Source organism: Salinivibrio sp. IB282, assembly GCF_001995685.1.
Lineage (GTDB): Bacteria > Pseudomonadota > Gammaproteobacteria > Enterobacterales > Vibrionaceae > Salinivibrio > Salinivibrio kushneri.
Genome location: NZ_MUET01000071.1, coordinates 1 through 13,183, shown reverse-complemented (window position 1 = coordinate 13,183; position 13,183 = coordinate 1). Strand labels below are relative to the sequence as shown.

Annotated in this window: 14 protein-coding genes and 1 rRNA gene; 8 read left to right on the top strand and 7 right to left on the bottom strand. The window is 53.2% G+C overall.

The genetic code is table 11. The features are described from left to right. The 4 genes from trkA to def all read right to left on the bottom strand — a co-directional run. A partial coding sequence (trkA, locus tag BZG14_RS12705) for a Trk system potassium transporter TrkA (RefSeq protein WP_077608892.1) occupies nucleotides 1–1,372 on the bottom strand: 1,372 nt, incomplete at its 3' end. 18 nt (nucleotides 1,373–1,390) lie between these two features. Then, entirely contained in the window at nucleotides 1,391–2,677 is a 1,287-nt protein-coding gene (rsmB, locus tag BZG14_RS12700) for a 16S rRNA (cytosine(967)-C(5))-methyltransferase RsmB (protein WP_077608891.1), read from the bottom strand. Nucleotides 2,678–2,779: 102 nt separating this feature from the next. Further along, nucleotides 2,780–3,724 carry a methionyl-tRNA formyltransferase gene (gene fmt / locus BZG14_RS12695; protein ID WP_069362351.1) on the bottom strand — a complete coding sequence of 315 codons (945 nt, stop codon included), beginning with the start codon at nucleotides 3,722–3,724 and terminating at the stop codon, nucleotides 2,780–2,782. A gap of 7 nt (nucleotides 3,725–3,731) precedes the next feature. After that, the gene (def, locus tag BZG14_RS12690; RefSeq protein WP_077486782.1) at nucleotides 3,732–4,244 is read right to left on the bottom strand and encodes a peptide deformylase; all 513 of its coding nucleotides are present in this window, start codon (nucleotides 4,242–4,244) and stop codon (nucleotides 3,732–3,734) included. 117 nt (nucleotides 4,245–4,361) lie between these two features. Between def and BZG14_RS12685 the strand changes: the two genes are divergently transcribed. From BZG14_RS12685 to BZG14_RS12670, 4 genes are read left to right on the top strand one after another with little or no spacing between them, the layout of a single operon-like run. Continuing rightward, complete coding sequence (locus tag BZG14_RS12685; protein WP_077608890.1) at nucleotides 4,362–5,423, top strand: LysM peptidoglycan-binding domain-containing protein; 1,062 nt, start codon at nucleotides 4,362–4,364, stop codon at nucleotides 5,421–5,423. Next, entirely contained in the window at nucleotides 5,413–6,522 is a 1,110-nt protein-coding gene (dprA, locus tag BZG14_RS12680; protein ID WP_077608889.1) for a DNA-processing protein DprA, read from the top strand. Before BZG14_RS12685 ends, dprA begins: the two co-directional genes overlap by 11 nt. 2 nt (nucleotides 6,523–6,524) lie before the next feature. After that, nucleotides 6,525–6,998, top strand: coding sequence for a DUF494 family protein (locus BZG14_RS12675; protein ID WP_069362355.1), 474 nt, complete (start codon nucleotides 6,525–6,527; stop codon nucleotides 6,996–6,998). Nucleotides 6,999–7,026: 28 nt separating this feature from the next. Then, on the top strand, nucleotides 7,027–7,584 hold the full coding sequence (locus tag BZG14_RS12670; RefSeq protein WP_077600249.1) for a DNA topoisomerase family protein: 558 nt from the start codon (nucleotides 7,027–7,029) through the stop codon (nucleotides 7,582–7,584). On the opposite strand, the gene BZG14_RS12665 is transcribed toward BZG14_RS12670, so the two are convergent. Both BZG14_RS12665 and purE read right to left on the bottom strand, forming a co-directional pair. Continuing rightward, on the bottom strand, nucleotides 7,581–8,729 hold the full coding sequence (locus BZG14_RS12665; protein WP_077608888.1) for a 5-(carboxyamino)imidazole ribonucleotide synthase: 1,149 nt from the start codon (nucleotides 8,727–8,729) through the stop codon (nucleotides 7,581–7,583). The genes BZG14_RS12670 and BZG14_RS12665 overlap by 4 nt on opposite strands. A 4-nt stretch (nucleotides 8,730–8,733) precedes the next feature. Next, the gene (gene purE / locus BZG14_RS12660; RefSeq protein ID WP_077458615.1) at nucleotides 8,734–9,216 is read right to left on the bottom strand and encodes a 5-(carboxyamino)imidazole ribonucleotide mutase; all 483 of its coding nucleotides are present in this window, start codon (nucleotides 9,214–9,216) and stop codon (nucleotides 8,734–8,736) included. A 178-nt stretch (nucleotides 9,217–9,394) separates the two neighbouring features. Between purE and hemF the strand changes: the two genes are divergently transcribed. The 3 genes from hemF to BZG14_RS12645 are packed head-to-tail and all read left to right on the top strand — an operon-like array spanning nucleotide 9,395 to nucleotide 11,397. Next, on the top strand, nucleotides 9,395–10,312 hold the full coding sequence (gene hemF, locus BZG14_RS12655) for an oxygen-dependent coproporphyrinogen oxidase (protein WP_077608887.1): 918 nt from the start codon (nucleotides 9,395–9,397) through the stop codon (nucleotides 10,310–10,312). 3 nt (nucleotides 10,313–10,315) lie between these two features. Then, nucleotides 10,316–11,140 carry a shikimate dehydrogenase gene (aroE, locus tag BZG14_RS12650; protein ID WP_077608886.1) on the top strand — a complete coding sequence of 275 codons (825 nt, stop codon included), beginning with the start codon at nucleotides 10,316–10,318 and terminating at the stop codon, nucleotides 11,138–11,140. Continuing rightward, nucleotides 11,137–11,397 (top strand): DUF1488 family protein, encoded by a 261-nt coding sequence (locus BZG14_RS12645; RefSeq protein WP_077608885.1) that lies wholly within the window; start codon nucleotides 11,137–11,139, stop codon nucleotides 11,395–11,397. The genes aroE and BZG14_RS12645 overlap by 4 nt, the downstream gene beginning before the upstream one ends. Here BZG14_RS12645 and BZG14_RS12640 read toward each other — a convergent pair. Further along, a complete protein-coding gene (locus BZG14_RS12640; protein ID WP_077608884.1) occupies nucleotides 11,394–11,933 on the bottom strand; it encodes a gamma carbonic anhydrase family protein in 540 nt (179 codons plus the stop codon). The genes BZG14_RS12645 and BZG14_RS12640 overlap by 4 nt on opposite strands. A 616-nt stretch (nucleotides 11,934–12,549) precedes the next feature. Between BZG14_RS12640 and BZG14_RS12635 the strand changes: the two genes are divergently transcribed. After that, a 16S ribosomal RNA gene (locus tag BZG14_RS12635) occupies nucleotides 12,550–13,183 on the top strand; the annotation flags it as partial.

Sequence of the window (13,183 nt, the reverse complement as noted above, 5' to 3'; positions counted from 1 at the left end):
GGAAGAAAGGACTGGGCTGGAACAGGCGCTCAACGTCAGGAATGTATTTTTTGTTCACCAAGAACAACACCACATGGTCATCTTGCTGGATCACGGTTTTGTCGTGCRCAATTAACACTTCATCGCCGCGTACCACGGCACCGATCGTGGTACCTGGTGGCAGTTTGATCTCGCCGATGGCGCGCCCGACCACTTTCGAGGTAGATGCATCCCCATGGGCGATTGCCTCGATGGCCTCGGCGGCACCGCGTCGTAGTGACGAGACATTAACAATGTCGGCGCGGCGAACATGGGTGAGCAGCGCAGATATCGTCGCCTGTTGAGGGGAGATGGCAATATCAATTACCCCGCCTTGCACCAAATCCACATAAGCGCCGCGCTGGATAAGCACCATGACTTTTTTGGCGCCAAGGCGTTTCGCCAACATCGCCGACATAATGTTGGCTTCATCTTCGTTGGTGACCGCGATAAACACATCAATCTGATCAATGTGCTCTTCACTGAGCAGCTCTTGGTCGGAGGCGTCACCACAAAAGACCGTGGTTTCTTCCAGTAACTCAGAAAGGTGCTCGGCGCGGGTCGGGTTACGTTCAATCAACTTCACACTGTATTGACGCTCCAACGCCATCGCGAGGCCTGCCCCGATATTACCACCACCAACAATCATGATGCGTTTGTAGGGCTTTTCAAGGCGCTGCAACTCACTCATCACCGAACGAATATGGTTACTCGCGGCGACGAAAAATACTTCGTCATCGGCTTCAATGATGGTGGTACCTTGCGGGCGAATCGGGCGATCACGACGGAAAATAGCGGCGACACGCGTATCCACATGCGGCATATGTTCACGCAGCGCCGACAAGGCCTTTCCGACTAAAGGACCACCGTAATACGCTTTAACCGCAACCAGACCGACCTTTTTGTCAGCAAAACTGACCACCTGTAAGGCACCTGGATATTCAATCAGACGACGAATATAACGGGTCACCAATTCTTCTGGAGCGATAAGGTGGTCAACCGGACACGCATCACTGTTAAACAGTTGCTCTTTCACCGCTAAGTATTCAGGGCTGCGGATCCGGGCAACACGGTTGGGGGTATTAAATCGGGTATACGCGACCTGGCAGGCGATCATATTGGTCTCGTCTGAGTTGGTCACCGCGACCAGCATATCCGCATCTTGAGCCCCCGCCTCTTGCAGCGTGGTCGGATGGCTGGCAAACCCTTGCACCACACGTAAGTCATATTTGTCTTGCAGCTCACGCAGTCGTTCCGGGGCGCGGTCAACAATGGTGATATCGTTGTTTTCCCCCACTAGGTTTTCTGCCAAGGTGCCGCCGACTTGGCCTGCACCCAAGATGATGATTTTCATGCTACTGTCACTCCCTGCCTAGTCGCATAAAGGCTTGTCTAGGCATGCGTAATAGAAACCGTCCATGTCGTCTTCGCCTGGCAAAATCTGGCGACCAGGCTGCGTTTGCGTGCCGGTGCGCAGTATCGCGGAAGGCTCACGGGCTAAAAAGGCACGGATTTGCTCGCGGTTTTCATCCGGTAACACTGAGCAAGTGGCGTAAACCAGCGTACCGCCTGGTGCTAATTGCTGCCACATTGCGTCTAAAATCTCTGCCTGTAACGTGACCAAGGCGTGAATATCACTGTCACGACGCAGCCACTTTATGTCGGGATGACGTCGGATCACGCCGGTGGCAGAGCAAGGGGCATCCAGCAAAATACGATCAAATGTCGGCCCTTGATGCCAAGCGCCCGGCTCGCGGGCATCCGCGTGTTTCACTTCAGCATTAAGGCCCAACCGTGACAGGTTGTCTTTGATCCGCGACAAGCGGTTTTCATCGGCATCAATGGCCGTCACGATGGCATCAGGTTGATGCTCAAGAATATGACAGGTTTTTCCGCCTGGCGCGGCACAGCAGTCGAGAATATGTTCTGCAGACGCGGGTTGGAGATAATCGACAGCCAGCTGCGCGGCGGCATCTTGTACCGACACCCAGCCCTGGTCAAAGCCGGGTAGGCGAGACACATCACACGGCGCGTCGAGCTTCAGCGCGTCCATCGCATCTGGGTGAGTACTGGCACCAATACCGGCTTGTTGCAGCTCTGAGTGGTAGCTTTCTCGTGAATGGTACTGGCGATTGACACGCAGCCACATCGGCGCCTTTTGATGATTTGCCGCCACAATGTCTTGCCAATTGGAGGGGTAGGCGGCCTGAAGGCGTTTGAGTAACCAGCTGGGGTGACAATAAAGCCCGGCCTCGTGTGCTTGACTCGCTTGGTCTAGCGCCGCTTGATCGCGTTGATAATTGCGCAAAATGGCGTTAATCAATCCACGTAATTGTGGGCGCTTCAATGGCTTGGTGGCGTTGACAGTTTCAGCCACCGCTGCATGGGCAGGGATCCGCATGTAGCTAATCTGATACAGCCCGACCAGCAGCAAGTGATGGAAAACACGTTGCTTGCCTTTCAGTGGCTTGTCCATCAGGGCTTGCACGATATACTCTAAGCGCGGCAGCCAGCGTAACGTGCCGTAACACATCTCTTGCAACAAGGCGGCGTCGCGTGGCGCGATTTGCTGTTGAGCAAGAGGAAGCTGCTGTGACAGTGATTGGCCCTGATCGACCACGTGATACAGAACGCGGGCAGCCGCGGCTCTTACATTCATATGTTTACCTATGCAACGGTCAAATTGGCATCAAACGATGATGTTAGCCAGATAAAAAAAGGCCAGCGTACTGGCCTTATCGTCATGCAGGGCACGATTAACCTACAGTTGGGTACCCGTTTCAAACCATTCACGGCGAGCATTCAGCAGCTCATGTGCTTGCATGGCTTTTTTGCCTGGTGGCTGAAGTTGGGTCAGCTGGATCACGCCTTTTCCGGTCGCGACCTGAATGCCGTGTTTGTCAGTGTTGATCACTGTGCCTGGTGCCGCGTCCACGTCGATATCCAGTGCGTTAGCGTCCCATACCTTGATGTTTTGCTCTCCTAAGGTGAAGTAGCTGATCGGACGTGGGTTAAATGCGCGCACACAACGCTCGATAAAGGCGGCATCTCGCTGCCAATCGATTTGCGCTTCTTGCTTACTCAGCTTTTCAGCGTAGTTGGCTTTGGCATCGTTTTGTGGCTCGGCAAGAATAATGCCGTTAGCCATGTCATTAAGGCAGTCGATCAATGCCTGCGGCCCCAGCTCTGCAAGTCGCTGATACAGGCTGCCACTGGTCTCTTTCTCATCAATGGGTAAGGTGGCAATTTTGAGCATGTCGCCGGTATCGAGCCCCTCATCCATCTGCATGATGGTGACGCCGGTCTCATTGTCGCCGGCCCATACGGCTCGCTCGATAGGGGCCGCGCCACGCCAGCGAGGCAGGATGGAGCCATGGACATTCACACAGCCTAATCGAGGTGTATCCAAGACCGCTTTGGGGAGAATAAGCCCGTAAGCGACCACCACCATCACATCAGCATTCAAGGCAGCCAGCTCGGCTTGCGCTTGTTCATCACGCAAGGTGCGGGGTTGGTAGACGGGTAAGTCATGCTCAAGGGCGAGCTGTTTCACCGGGCTGGCGGTAAGCTTTTTTCCTCGGCCAGCGGGTTTATCTTCACGGCTATAAGCCGCAATCACCTCATGCTCACTGTCGAGCAGGGCTTGCAAATGGCGCGCGGCAAAATCCGGCGTGCCCGCAAATACTATACGCAGCGGTGTGCTCAAAGTGACCTCAACTTGCTTTTTGGTTAGCGCGTTTGATTTTTTCCATCTTCTGCTTGATGCGTTGTCGCTTCAGTGGCGAAAGATAATCAACAAAAAGCTTACCTTCTAGATGGTCAAGCTCATGCTGAACGCAAATCGCTAGCAAGTCGTCGGCATCAAACTGGATAGGGTTACCGTCGCGATCCAGCGCTTTTACTGTCACTTCGGCCGCACGAGGGACCAATGCACGTGCGCTGGGCACAGATAAGCACCCTTCTTCAATACCTTCTTCACCACGCTTTTCGATGATTTCGGGGTTGATAAGCACCATGGGTTGATCACGGGTGTCAGACACATCAATCACCACCATGCGTTGGTGAAAATCTACTTGCGTGGCCGCGAGACCAATACCGTCTTGGGCGTACATGGTTTCAACCATGTCATCCGCCATTTTTTGGATCTCAGGCGTGACAGCATCCACTGGCTTGGCCACGGTGCGAAGGCGCTCATCTGGGAATGTTAATACGTTCAGTAAAGCCATAACGTCTCATAAAAATTGAACTGTGCCGAAAGCGGCACGGGGTAATTGGGTTAATTCTAGACATTTTACCAGCCAATTGACAGCATCAGCATCATTCGTCGGGTGAGGAAGACATTGATGACAAGAAAGCTATTCAATCTGGCCGCTGCTGGGTTATTGGTTGTCGCGCTACCAATACTGGCAGCCGGTCCTGCCGAGAGTCAGCGTTATGTGGTTGAGCGGGGAGATACCTTGTGGGACATCGCCGCCACCTTTTTTGATAACCCTTGGCAGTGGCCCAAGGTATGGTACGCGAATCCGGGTATAAAGGATCCCTATCTTATTTACCCCGGTGATGTGCTGACGCTCACATGGCAAGCAGGAAAACCTACCGTCAGCTATCAGCCCAAAGAGGCGATCGCGCCGCACGGAAAGGTGTCCGATACACCGGCACTCACCGGCGTTGATTCGAGGCTGCTTCCCTATTTACGACAGGACATGTTGGTCGAAAAAGCGCGCTTGGTCGCCTTGCCTCGCGTGCTTGGCTCGACCGATGGACGTCAATATCTTTCCCTACACGATACCCTATATGTGGATGCCGCGCTGAATGCTAGAGACTGGCAGGTTTTTCGGGTTGAGAAAACTTTCTCGCGCGCCGAAAAGTCAGGCGCTGGCGCCGAATCTACCGCTATGGTGAGCTTAAAACATGTGGCTGATGGGCGTATCCGTGCGCAAAGCCAAGGGCGCAGTGTGCTGACACTCACACGCGTGGTGCAGGAAGTGCGCCCCAATGATGTCTTGTTACCTTTGCCTGAGAACACGTCTCCTCGGTTTTGGCCCCAAGCGGCGCAAACCGACGCCACCTTATTAGGGCACCTCTATGGCAGTGAGTATGTGGCGAATGGCCAGCTTGTGGTGCTCGATAAAGGCGCCAAAGATGGCGTAACCGCCGGGCAAATGTTTACTGTTACTGAAGCTGGCGCCAACGTATTAAATGGCCCCGGTGAGTATCGCTATCAAAACGCGAACGAAAGCACGACACAGGCCATCACACCCATGCCTGATGTGACAGTGGGACAAACCATGGTGGTTCGGGCCTATCCCTGGGTTAGTTTGGCGGTGATCACCCAAGCGCGTCAGCCTATCAAAGCCGGCATGCATGCGGTGCCGCCTTCTCCTCAACAGGCCTATGGACGATAAATCGCTGCGAGGATGGTTGACGCTGACCCAAGTGCCGCGGTTGCGCGTCTCGCAACGGCGCGCGCTGTTGGCCAAAGTGCCCATCGATGCGTTATGTGACCAAACGCATTATGAGCTTGCCGCGGTTGGCTTAACCGCTGATCAATGTCAGGCGATCACCCACCCCAACCATGCCATGATTGAACGCAGCCTTGAGTGGGCGAGGCAAAATAATTGCCACCTTATTGGCTTTGATCATCCTGCCTACCCGGCACTACTCAGAGAAATCTCACGGCCACCTTTGATCTTGTATGTGCAAGGGGATCTCTCTTGCTTGGCGATGCCCCAATTGGCGATGGTGGGCAGCCGTCACGCGACCCCACAAGGTTTAGAGACAGCGTATCAATTTGCTAAACAACTGGTTGAGCATGGTGTTGCGATTACCAGTGGGCTTGCGCTCGGCATTGATGGCCGGGCACACAAAGGCGCACTCGAAGGCGGCGGTAAGACTTTGGCGGTGTTGGGAAGCGGACTTGCCAATGTGTATCCCGCGCGACATCGCGCATTGGCCAAGCGAATTGAAGCGCAAGGGGCACTGGTTTCCGAGTTTTGGCCAGACGCGCCGCCAAGGGCTGAACACTTTCCGCGCCGCAATCGACTGATCAGTGGGTTATCGGCGGGTGTATTGGTGGTAGAGGCCGCACCGCAAAGTGGGTCACTGATCACGGCGCGTTATGCGCTAGAGCAAAACCGGAGTGTATTTGCGATTCCCGGTCCCATTGACCAAGTCCAATCGCGCGGTTGCCACCAATTGATAAAACAAGGTGCGGTGTTAGTTGACTGTGTTGATGATATTATAAGTGATGTGAATAGCTTGGTGCAGTTTGCTGTGAGTCAGCAACATGAATTATTTAGTGATGCACCCAAGTTAGATATGCACGAAGGATTGCCATTTTCTGCGCTGTTGGCTAACGTAGGGACTAACGCGACGTGTGTCGACGTACTGGCTGAGCGCTGCAACCAACCGGTTCACGAAATCATGATGCAGTTGTTAGACTTAGAACTCCAGGGGCTTGTAGCAGCAGTACCCGGTGGCTATGTCAGAACGAGGAGGGGCTAGCCATGATGGACATTCTTATGTACCTGTTCGAAACCTACATCCATAGCGATGTGGAAGTGATGATCGATCAGGACGAGTTAGCAGATGAATTGTCCCGCGCGGGTTTTCATCAAGACGATATATATAAAGCCCTGAACTGGCTTGAAAAGCTGGCACAGTTGCAATATGCGGATAAACAGCCCTACCTATCAGGCAGTGCCCAAAGCTCGATTCGAATCTATACCGAGCAAGAAACACGCTTTATCGACCAAGAAAGCCGAGGCTTCCTCTTATTCTTAGAGCAGGCTGGTGTGCTGTCACCGGAAACGCGTGAAATGGTGATCGATCGGGTGATGGAACTCGAGACCCAAGAATTTGGTCTTGATGACCTAAAATGGGTGATTTTGATGGTGCTGTTTAACGTGCCCGGTAACGAGCGTGCGTATACACAGATGGAAGACATGCTGTACGACGCACAAGAGGGATACGTGCACTAACGCTTCTCAACAACAGTGAAAGGTGTGAATGAGTAAAGAAAACACCCCGAACACCCAGGAGCGCTGCCCGGAATGTGGCAGCGCTCTTGCGTTTAAATCGGGCAAACGAGGCCCGTTTTTGGCCTGTACGGCCTACCCAGACTGCCACTATACCAAGGCGTTACATCATGGCGATGGCCATGTAGTAAAAGCGCTTGGCGTGGCTTGCCCGGCGTGTCATCAGGGGGAGTTGGTGTTACGCCAAGGTCGATTCGGTATGTTTATTGGCTGCGATCAATTCCCGCAATGCACGCATATTGAAAAACCGGACGAACCGGATCACACCACGTTGACTTGCCCAGCCTGCCATAAAGGTGAGCTGGTGGAGCGTACCTCGCGTTACGGTAAGCGTTTTTTTGCCTGTGACCAGTACCCTAAGTGCCATTTTGCAGTAAACGCACAACCGATAGCTGGCACCTGCGAACAATGTGGCTTTGCGCTGCTGGTGGAGCGTAAGAAAGGCGGCAAGACGGTGCATCAATGTGCCGATAAGCCCTGCAGCGCGATTCAAGGTGAATCGGCTGCAGAATCGGAGAGTGAGGATTAGTCGGTTTGCGCGGCGAGAGCCAAGGCAGCGGATTTTAAACCGTGAAAAGCATTGTCAGGGAGGTAGCTGGCGAGGCTGGCTAATTTGGTGGCAAGCTCTGCGTTCGATGTGGCCGTGACATTAATATGACCCACTTTGCGCCCCGGACGAGGCGTTTTGTTATACCAATGCACATGGGCATCACGATAGGTCGCAAGCGGAACACTGCCTTGGCCTAAGACATTAATCATCGCCGTCGGCTGGATTAAATCGGTCGGGCCGAGGGGTAAGCCGCTGACTGCACGCAGGTGGTTTTCAAACTGGCAACATGCGCTGCCTTGCTGTGTCCAATGACCGGAGTTGTGCACCCGAGGTGCGATTTCGTTCACCAGCAAGCTGCCGTCCACATCAAAGAATTCCACTGCGAGCACCCCCACATAGTTCAGCGCGCTGGCAATCTTTTCCAACATATCCGCTGCTTGTGTTTGCAAGGCATCCTCATCCGGGCGCACCACAGACAAGGTGAGTATCCCATCATGATGGTGGTTTTGGGTCAGGCTATAGCTGGCAAATTCACCATTCGCGCCACGCACACCAATCAGTGACACTTCTCGGTCAAAGGGGATCATGGCTTCGGCAATGATGGCTTGCCCATCGCGCTGTTCGGGCGCGGTGAGAAAGGCGTCGAGCTCGGCCCATAATGCGTGAAGATCATCGCCGTCACGATAGCGCCATTGTCCTTTGCCGTCATAACCATCCAAGGTACTTTTGAGGACCAAGGGCGCGCCCAGTGCGTCGACTGCCTTTTCTAAATCCGCCTGTGTATACACCACACGGTACGGCGCATTGGCGACGCCTGCTTGCATCAGTAGGGCTTTCTCAATTTGGCGATCGCCACCGGTTAGAATTGCCTGGGCGTTGGGGCGTAATTTCCCGCTTTGCTCACAGTGATGCAAGATATCGGCGGGGATATGCTCAAATTCCGCGGTGATAATATCCGCGCCGGCGATGGCCGTATTGAGGCCGTGCCCCAGTGGTTGCAGCGTCAGTGGGTGAATAATGTCGCCACTACGCACATCATAGGCGCTGACGATAAGATTGAGCGGCGCGCCGGCCAAGGCCATCATCCGGGCCAGTTGTCCCGCGCCTAACACCAGAATATTCATGGTTTTACCCTTGTGGGTTGGGTTGAGCGAGAACAGCCTCAGTTTGCACTTGGCGAAACGCATCCACTTTTGTCATCAAATCAGGGTCGGCCGTGGCGAGAATTTGTGCTGCAAGGAGGCCTGCATTCGCGGCGCCTGCGTCACCAATGGCGAGCGTACCCACTGCCACGCCTTTAGGCATTTGAGCAATAGAAAGCAATGAGTCCATGCCCTTTAACGCTTTTGACTGGACCGGTACGCCGAGTACCGGCAGGCTGGTGTGTGCGGCGGTCATCCCAGGTAGATGGGCGGCACCCCCGGCACCGGCAATAATCACTTTAATCCCGCGCTCGGCCGCTTGTTGGGCGTAGTCGGCCAGTAACTGTGGTGTGCGATGGGCGGAGACAATACGGGTTTCGTAAGGGATGGCAAAGTGATCCAACATAGCCGCTGCATGTGTCATGGTAGGCCAATCGGATTGCGAGCCCATGATGATACCGACAGTCATAATACGTCCTTCTTGATGACAAGCGTGAATAGGTTAAGCTGAGCGTGGCGCGAATTATACCCAGATTTCATCGCAAGGAAAACGTTTGCGTCAGCGGTGAGGGATGAAATTCCGTCAAGATCCCAGTGCGTGGATCAGGTAAAGTAAGCACATAGTCTCAGTAACAAAGGATGTGAGCGTGGCACACGGTCAGTCGACAATTGATAAGCAAGCCGTGAAGGCTTTTTTCCTCCAGCTTCAAGATGATATTTGCCAACAGCTTGCGCAACAAGATGGTCAAGCGCATTTTATTGAAGATGCGTGGGAGCGTGAGAAAGGAGGCGGTGGCCGCAGTCGCGTCCTGCGTCAGGGCCAAGTATTTGAGCAAGCGGGAGTGAACTTCTCGCACGTATTTGGCTATCAAATGCCTGCCTCAGCGACCGCGCACCGCCCAGAGCTTGCCGGTCGCTGTTTTGAGGCCATGGGGGTGTCGTTAGTGATCCATCCTCATAACCCATATGTGCCGACCTCACACGCGAACGTGCGTTTTTTCATTGCTGAAAAAGAAGGCGCTGATCCTGTGTGGTGGTTTGGCGGCGGCTTTGACCTTACGCCTTTCTATCCGTTCGAAGAAGACTGCCAGCACTGGCATGAGACCGCCAAAGCTTTGTGCGCGCCCTTTGGTGATAGCGTGTACGCTGATCACAAAGCATGGTGCGATCGCTATTTTTATCTGCCCCATCGTGATGAAACCCGTGGCGTCGGCGGGCTTTTCTTTGATGATTTGAACCAATGGCCATTCGAGCAGTGCTTTGCCTATACCCAAGCGGTTGGAAAAGGTTTTATCGATGCTTACCTGCCGATTGTACAGCGCCGCAAGGCAACGCCCTATGGTGAGCGTGAACGCGATTTCCAGCTTTACCGCCGCGGACGCTATGTCGAATTTAACTTGGTGTATGACAGAGGCACGCTATTTGGCTTACAAAGTGGCGGGCGCACCGAGTCTATCCTGATGTCGATGCCGCCGATGGCGCGCTGGGAATATAATTGGTCACCCGATGAAGACGCGCCGGAAGCGAGACTCTATCGCGACTATCTTAAACCGAGGGAGTGGTAACAGATGACCGATCGTTATTGCGTGGTCGGCCATCCGATTGGCCACAGTAAGTCGCCGCAGATCCACGCCGCATTTGCGACACAAACTCAACAAGACATCGACTATCAAGCCATTGAAGCGCCGCTTGAAGGCTTTGTGACCAGTATGCAGGCGTTTTTTGCCCAAGGAGGGCATGGCGCCAATGTGACCGTGCCTTTTAAACAGCAAGCGTATGATTGGGCCGATACACTGACAGAGCGTGCCCGCCGCGCCGGTGCCGTGAATACACTGGTTAAGCAAAGTGATGGCACCTTATTGGGTGATAACACCGATGGCGCTGGCTTAGTGACTGACTTATTGCATCACCACGTAGAATTACGCGATAAGCGCATTATGGTCGTGGGAGCGGGCGGTGCCGCACGGGGTGTGTTACTTCCTTTACTAGAGCAAGAGCCAGCATCGCTGATGATGGTGAATCGCACCGAGCAAAAAGCCCAGCAATTAGCCGCTGCATTTGGTGAGGCCGGACCGATCACCCGTCATGCTGTGGATAAACCCATGGCCGCGCCCGTTGATGTGATCATTAACGCGACCTCGGCGAGCTTACATCAAAGCCATCCTCCTGTTCCTCACGGCGCGATTGGCCCTGCTACCACTGTCTATGACATGGTGTATCAAGCTGGCTGTACAACCAGCAACCAATGGGCGCAACGCCAAGGAGCAGGACGGTGTTTAGACGGTTTGGGGATGCTAGTGGAACAAGCGGCGGAAAGCTTTGCCCTATGGCGTGGCTGTCGGCCACAAACCGAACGTGTGCGTGAGCAGTTAAGAGAGGCACTCAATCAATGAATCAATCCTTTATTCTGGCTGCGGACGAAGCGCAGGTCGATACGGCAAAGGCGCGTATTTGTTTTTACGGCCAACTTAATGGTGCATTGTTACCATGCGCTGTCCGCTTTACTACCTTATCTGAGCTCGCCGGCTGTGCGGTAGACTCGGATAATGCGCAGACGATCGTTGAACAGGTTTGGTTTGATATTGAAGAGCAAATGGAAGCGGCCATCGAATCAGAAGCGTTTGAACCCGATGGCAGCTTGGTGATCTAGTGCTCGCAGCGGTAGATGTCTTTGGTGTCGACATAGTTTTGCGCTGAGCGGGCAAAATAAGCACGCTCTTTGTCAGTGAGGGGGCGAACCTGTTTGACCGGTGAGCCAACATACAGGTAGCCGCTCTCTAAGCGTTTTCCGGGCGGGACTAAACTGCCAGCGCCAATCAGCACTTCATCTTCAATCACAGCGTCATCAAGAATAATCGTCCCCATTCCCACTAGGACTCGGTTGCCAATCCGGCAGCCGTGTAACATGACCTTGTGGCCGATTGTCACCTCTTCGCCAATGATCAACGGGTAACCTTGTGGGTTTTCGGCATTTTTATGGGTGACATGAAGGACTGAGCCATCTTGTACATTGGTCCGTGCGCCAATCTGGATATGGTTCACGTCACCACGTGCCGCAACCAACGGCCAAATACTCACATCATCGCCTAGCGTAATATCGCYAGCCAATACACTGGATTCATCAATATAGACGCGCTCGCCAAGCTGAGGCGTCATGCCTTTATAGGCGCGCAGCTGTTTTACCATCACAGATCCCTCTTTTCTCTCTTAACAGTGCTAAATAGCGGCGAGTTTGATACCAGTTTTACACCCTAGCGAGCAAAAAAACAGCGAGTGACAGTTTTTTTCTAAAAAACACCTAAAAAGGACTTGCCAACCTGATCAGCTTCTCTATAATGCGCCTCCATCGACACGGCACGCAGGGCAAGCGTTCAGCGAGCATGTCGAGGAAAAAAATCGAATAAAAATAAACGCTTGACGTGAGTTTTTAAAAGATTAAGATAGTCGACCTACTTAACGCCAAGCGTTAGGGGAGTCAAAAAGAGGTTTTATTTCACCCGGCGGGTTGAAAATAAAAGATAAAATTTCTTCTTGACTTTAACGGTGAGGCGCGTAAGATACGCAGCCCTGACCAAGCGAAGCGCAGCTTCGCACAGTCAACGCTCTTTAACAATTTGACCTATGCAATCTGTGTGGGCACTCGTTGAGAATAGACAAAAAGATTTATTCGATGAACTGAGTGACCAATACGATATAACTTTTAGTTATTCGGCACAGTCAATTCGTTTGTCTCGCAAGAGACGAACAAAACAGTATTTATCGAGCCGTTTGTCTTTTCTTTGGAAAAGCAAACACCAAACTTAAATTGAAGAGTTTGATCATGGCTCAGATTGAACGCTGGCGGCAGGCCTAACACATGCAAGTCGAGCGGAAACGGCAGCATTGAAGCTTCGGTGGATTTGCTGGACGTCGAGCGGCGGACGGGTGAGTAACGGCTGGGAACCTGCCCTGACGCGGGGGATAACCGTTGGAAACGACGGCTAATACCGCATAATGTCTTRGTTCRTTACGAGYYRGGACCAAAGGTGGCCTCTACATGTAAGCTATCGCGTTGGGATGGGCCCAGTTAGGATTAGCTAGTTGGTAAGGTAATGGCTTACCAAGGCAACGATCCTTAGCTGGTTTGAGAGGATGATCAGCCACACTGGGACTGAGACACGGCCCAGACTCCTACGGGAGGCAGCAGTGGGGAATATTGCACAATGGGGGAGACCCTGATGCAGCCATGCCGCGTGTGTGAAGAAGGCCTTCGGGTTGTAAAGCACTTTCAGCAGTGAGGAAGGTGGTGTACTTAATACGTGCATGGCTTGACGTTAGCTGCAGAAGAAGCACCGGCTAACTCCGTGCCAGCAGCCGCGGTAATACGGAGGGCGCGAGCGTTAATCAGAATTACTGGGCGTAAAGCGCATGCAGGCGGTTTGTTAAGTCAGATGTGA

Bases quoted from the DNA above. Each gene is read 5' to 3' on its own strand.
- def (WP_077486782.1), bottom strand. From the start codon at position 4,244: ATGGCTTTACTGAACGTATTAACATTCCCAGATGAGCGCCTTCGCACC.
- BZG14_RS12685 (WP_077608890.1), top strand. From the start codon at position 4,362: ATGACAAGAAAGCTATTCAATCTGGCCGCTGCTGGGTTATTGGTTGTC.
- rsmB (WP_077608891.1), bottom strand. From the start codon at position 2,677: ATGAATGTAAGAGCCGCGGCTGCCCGCGTTCTGTATCACGTGGTCGAT.
- BZG14_RS12675 (WP_069362355.1), top strand. From the start codon at position 6,525: ATGATGGACATTCTTATGTACCTGTTCGAAACCTACATCCATAGCGAT.
- aroE (WP_077608886.1), top strand. From the start codon at position 10,316: ATGACCGATCGTTATTGCGTGGTCGGCCATCCGATTGGCCACAGTAAG.
- purE (WP_077458615.1), bottom strand. From the start codon at position 9,216: ATGACTGTCGGTATCATCATGGGCTCGCAATCCGATTGGCCTACCATG.
- dprA (WP_077608889.1), top strand. From the start codon at position 5,413: ATGGACGATAAATCGCTGCGAGGATGGTTGACGCTGACCCAAGTGCCG.
- BZG14_RS12665 (WP_077608888.1), bottom strand. From the start codon at position 8,729: ATGAATATTCTGGTGTTAGGCGCGGGACAACTGGCCCGGATGATGGCC.
- BZG14_RS12645 (WP_077608885.1), top strand. From the start codon at position 11,137: ATGAATCAATCCTTTATTCTGGCTGCGGACGAAGCGCAGGTCGATACG.
- BZG14_RS12670 (WP_077600249.1), top strand. From the start codon at position 7,027: ATGAGTAAAGAAAACACCCCGAACACCCAGGAGCGCTGCCCGGAATGT.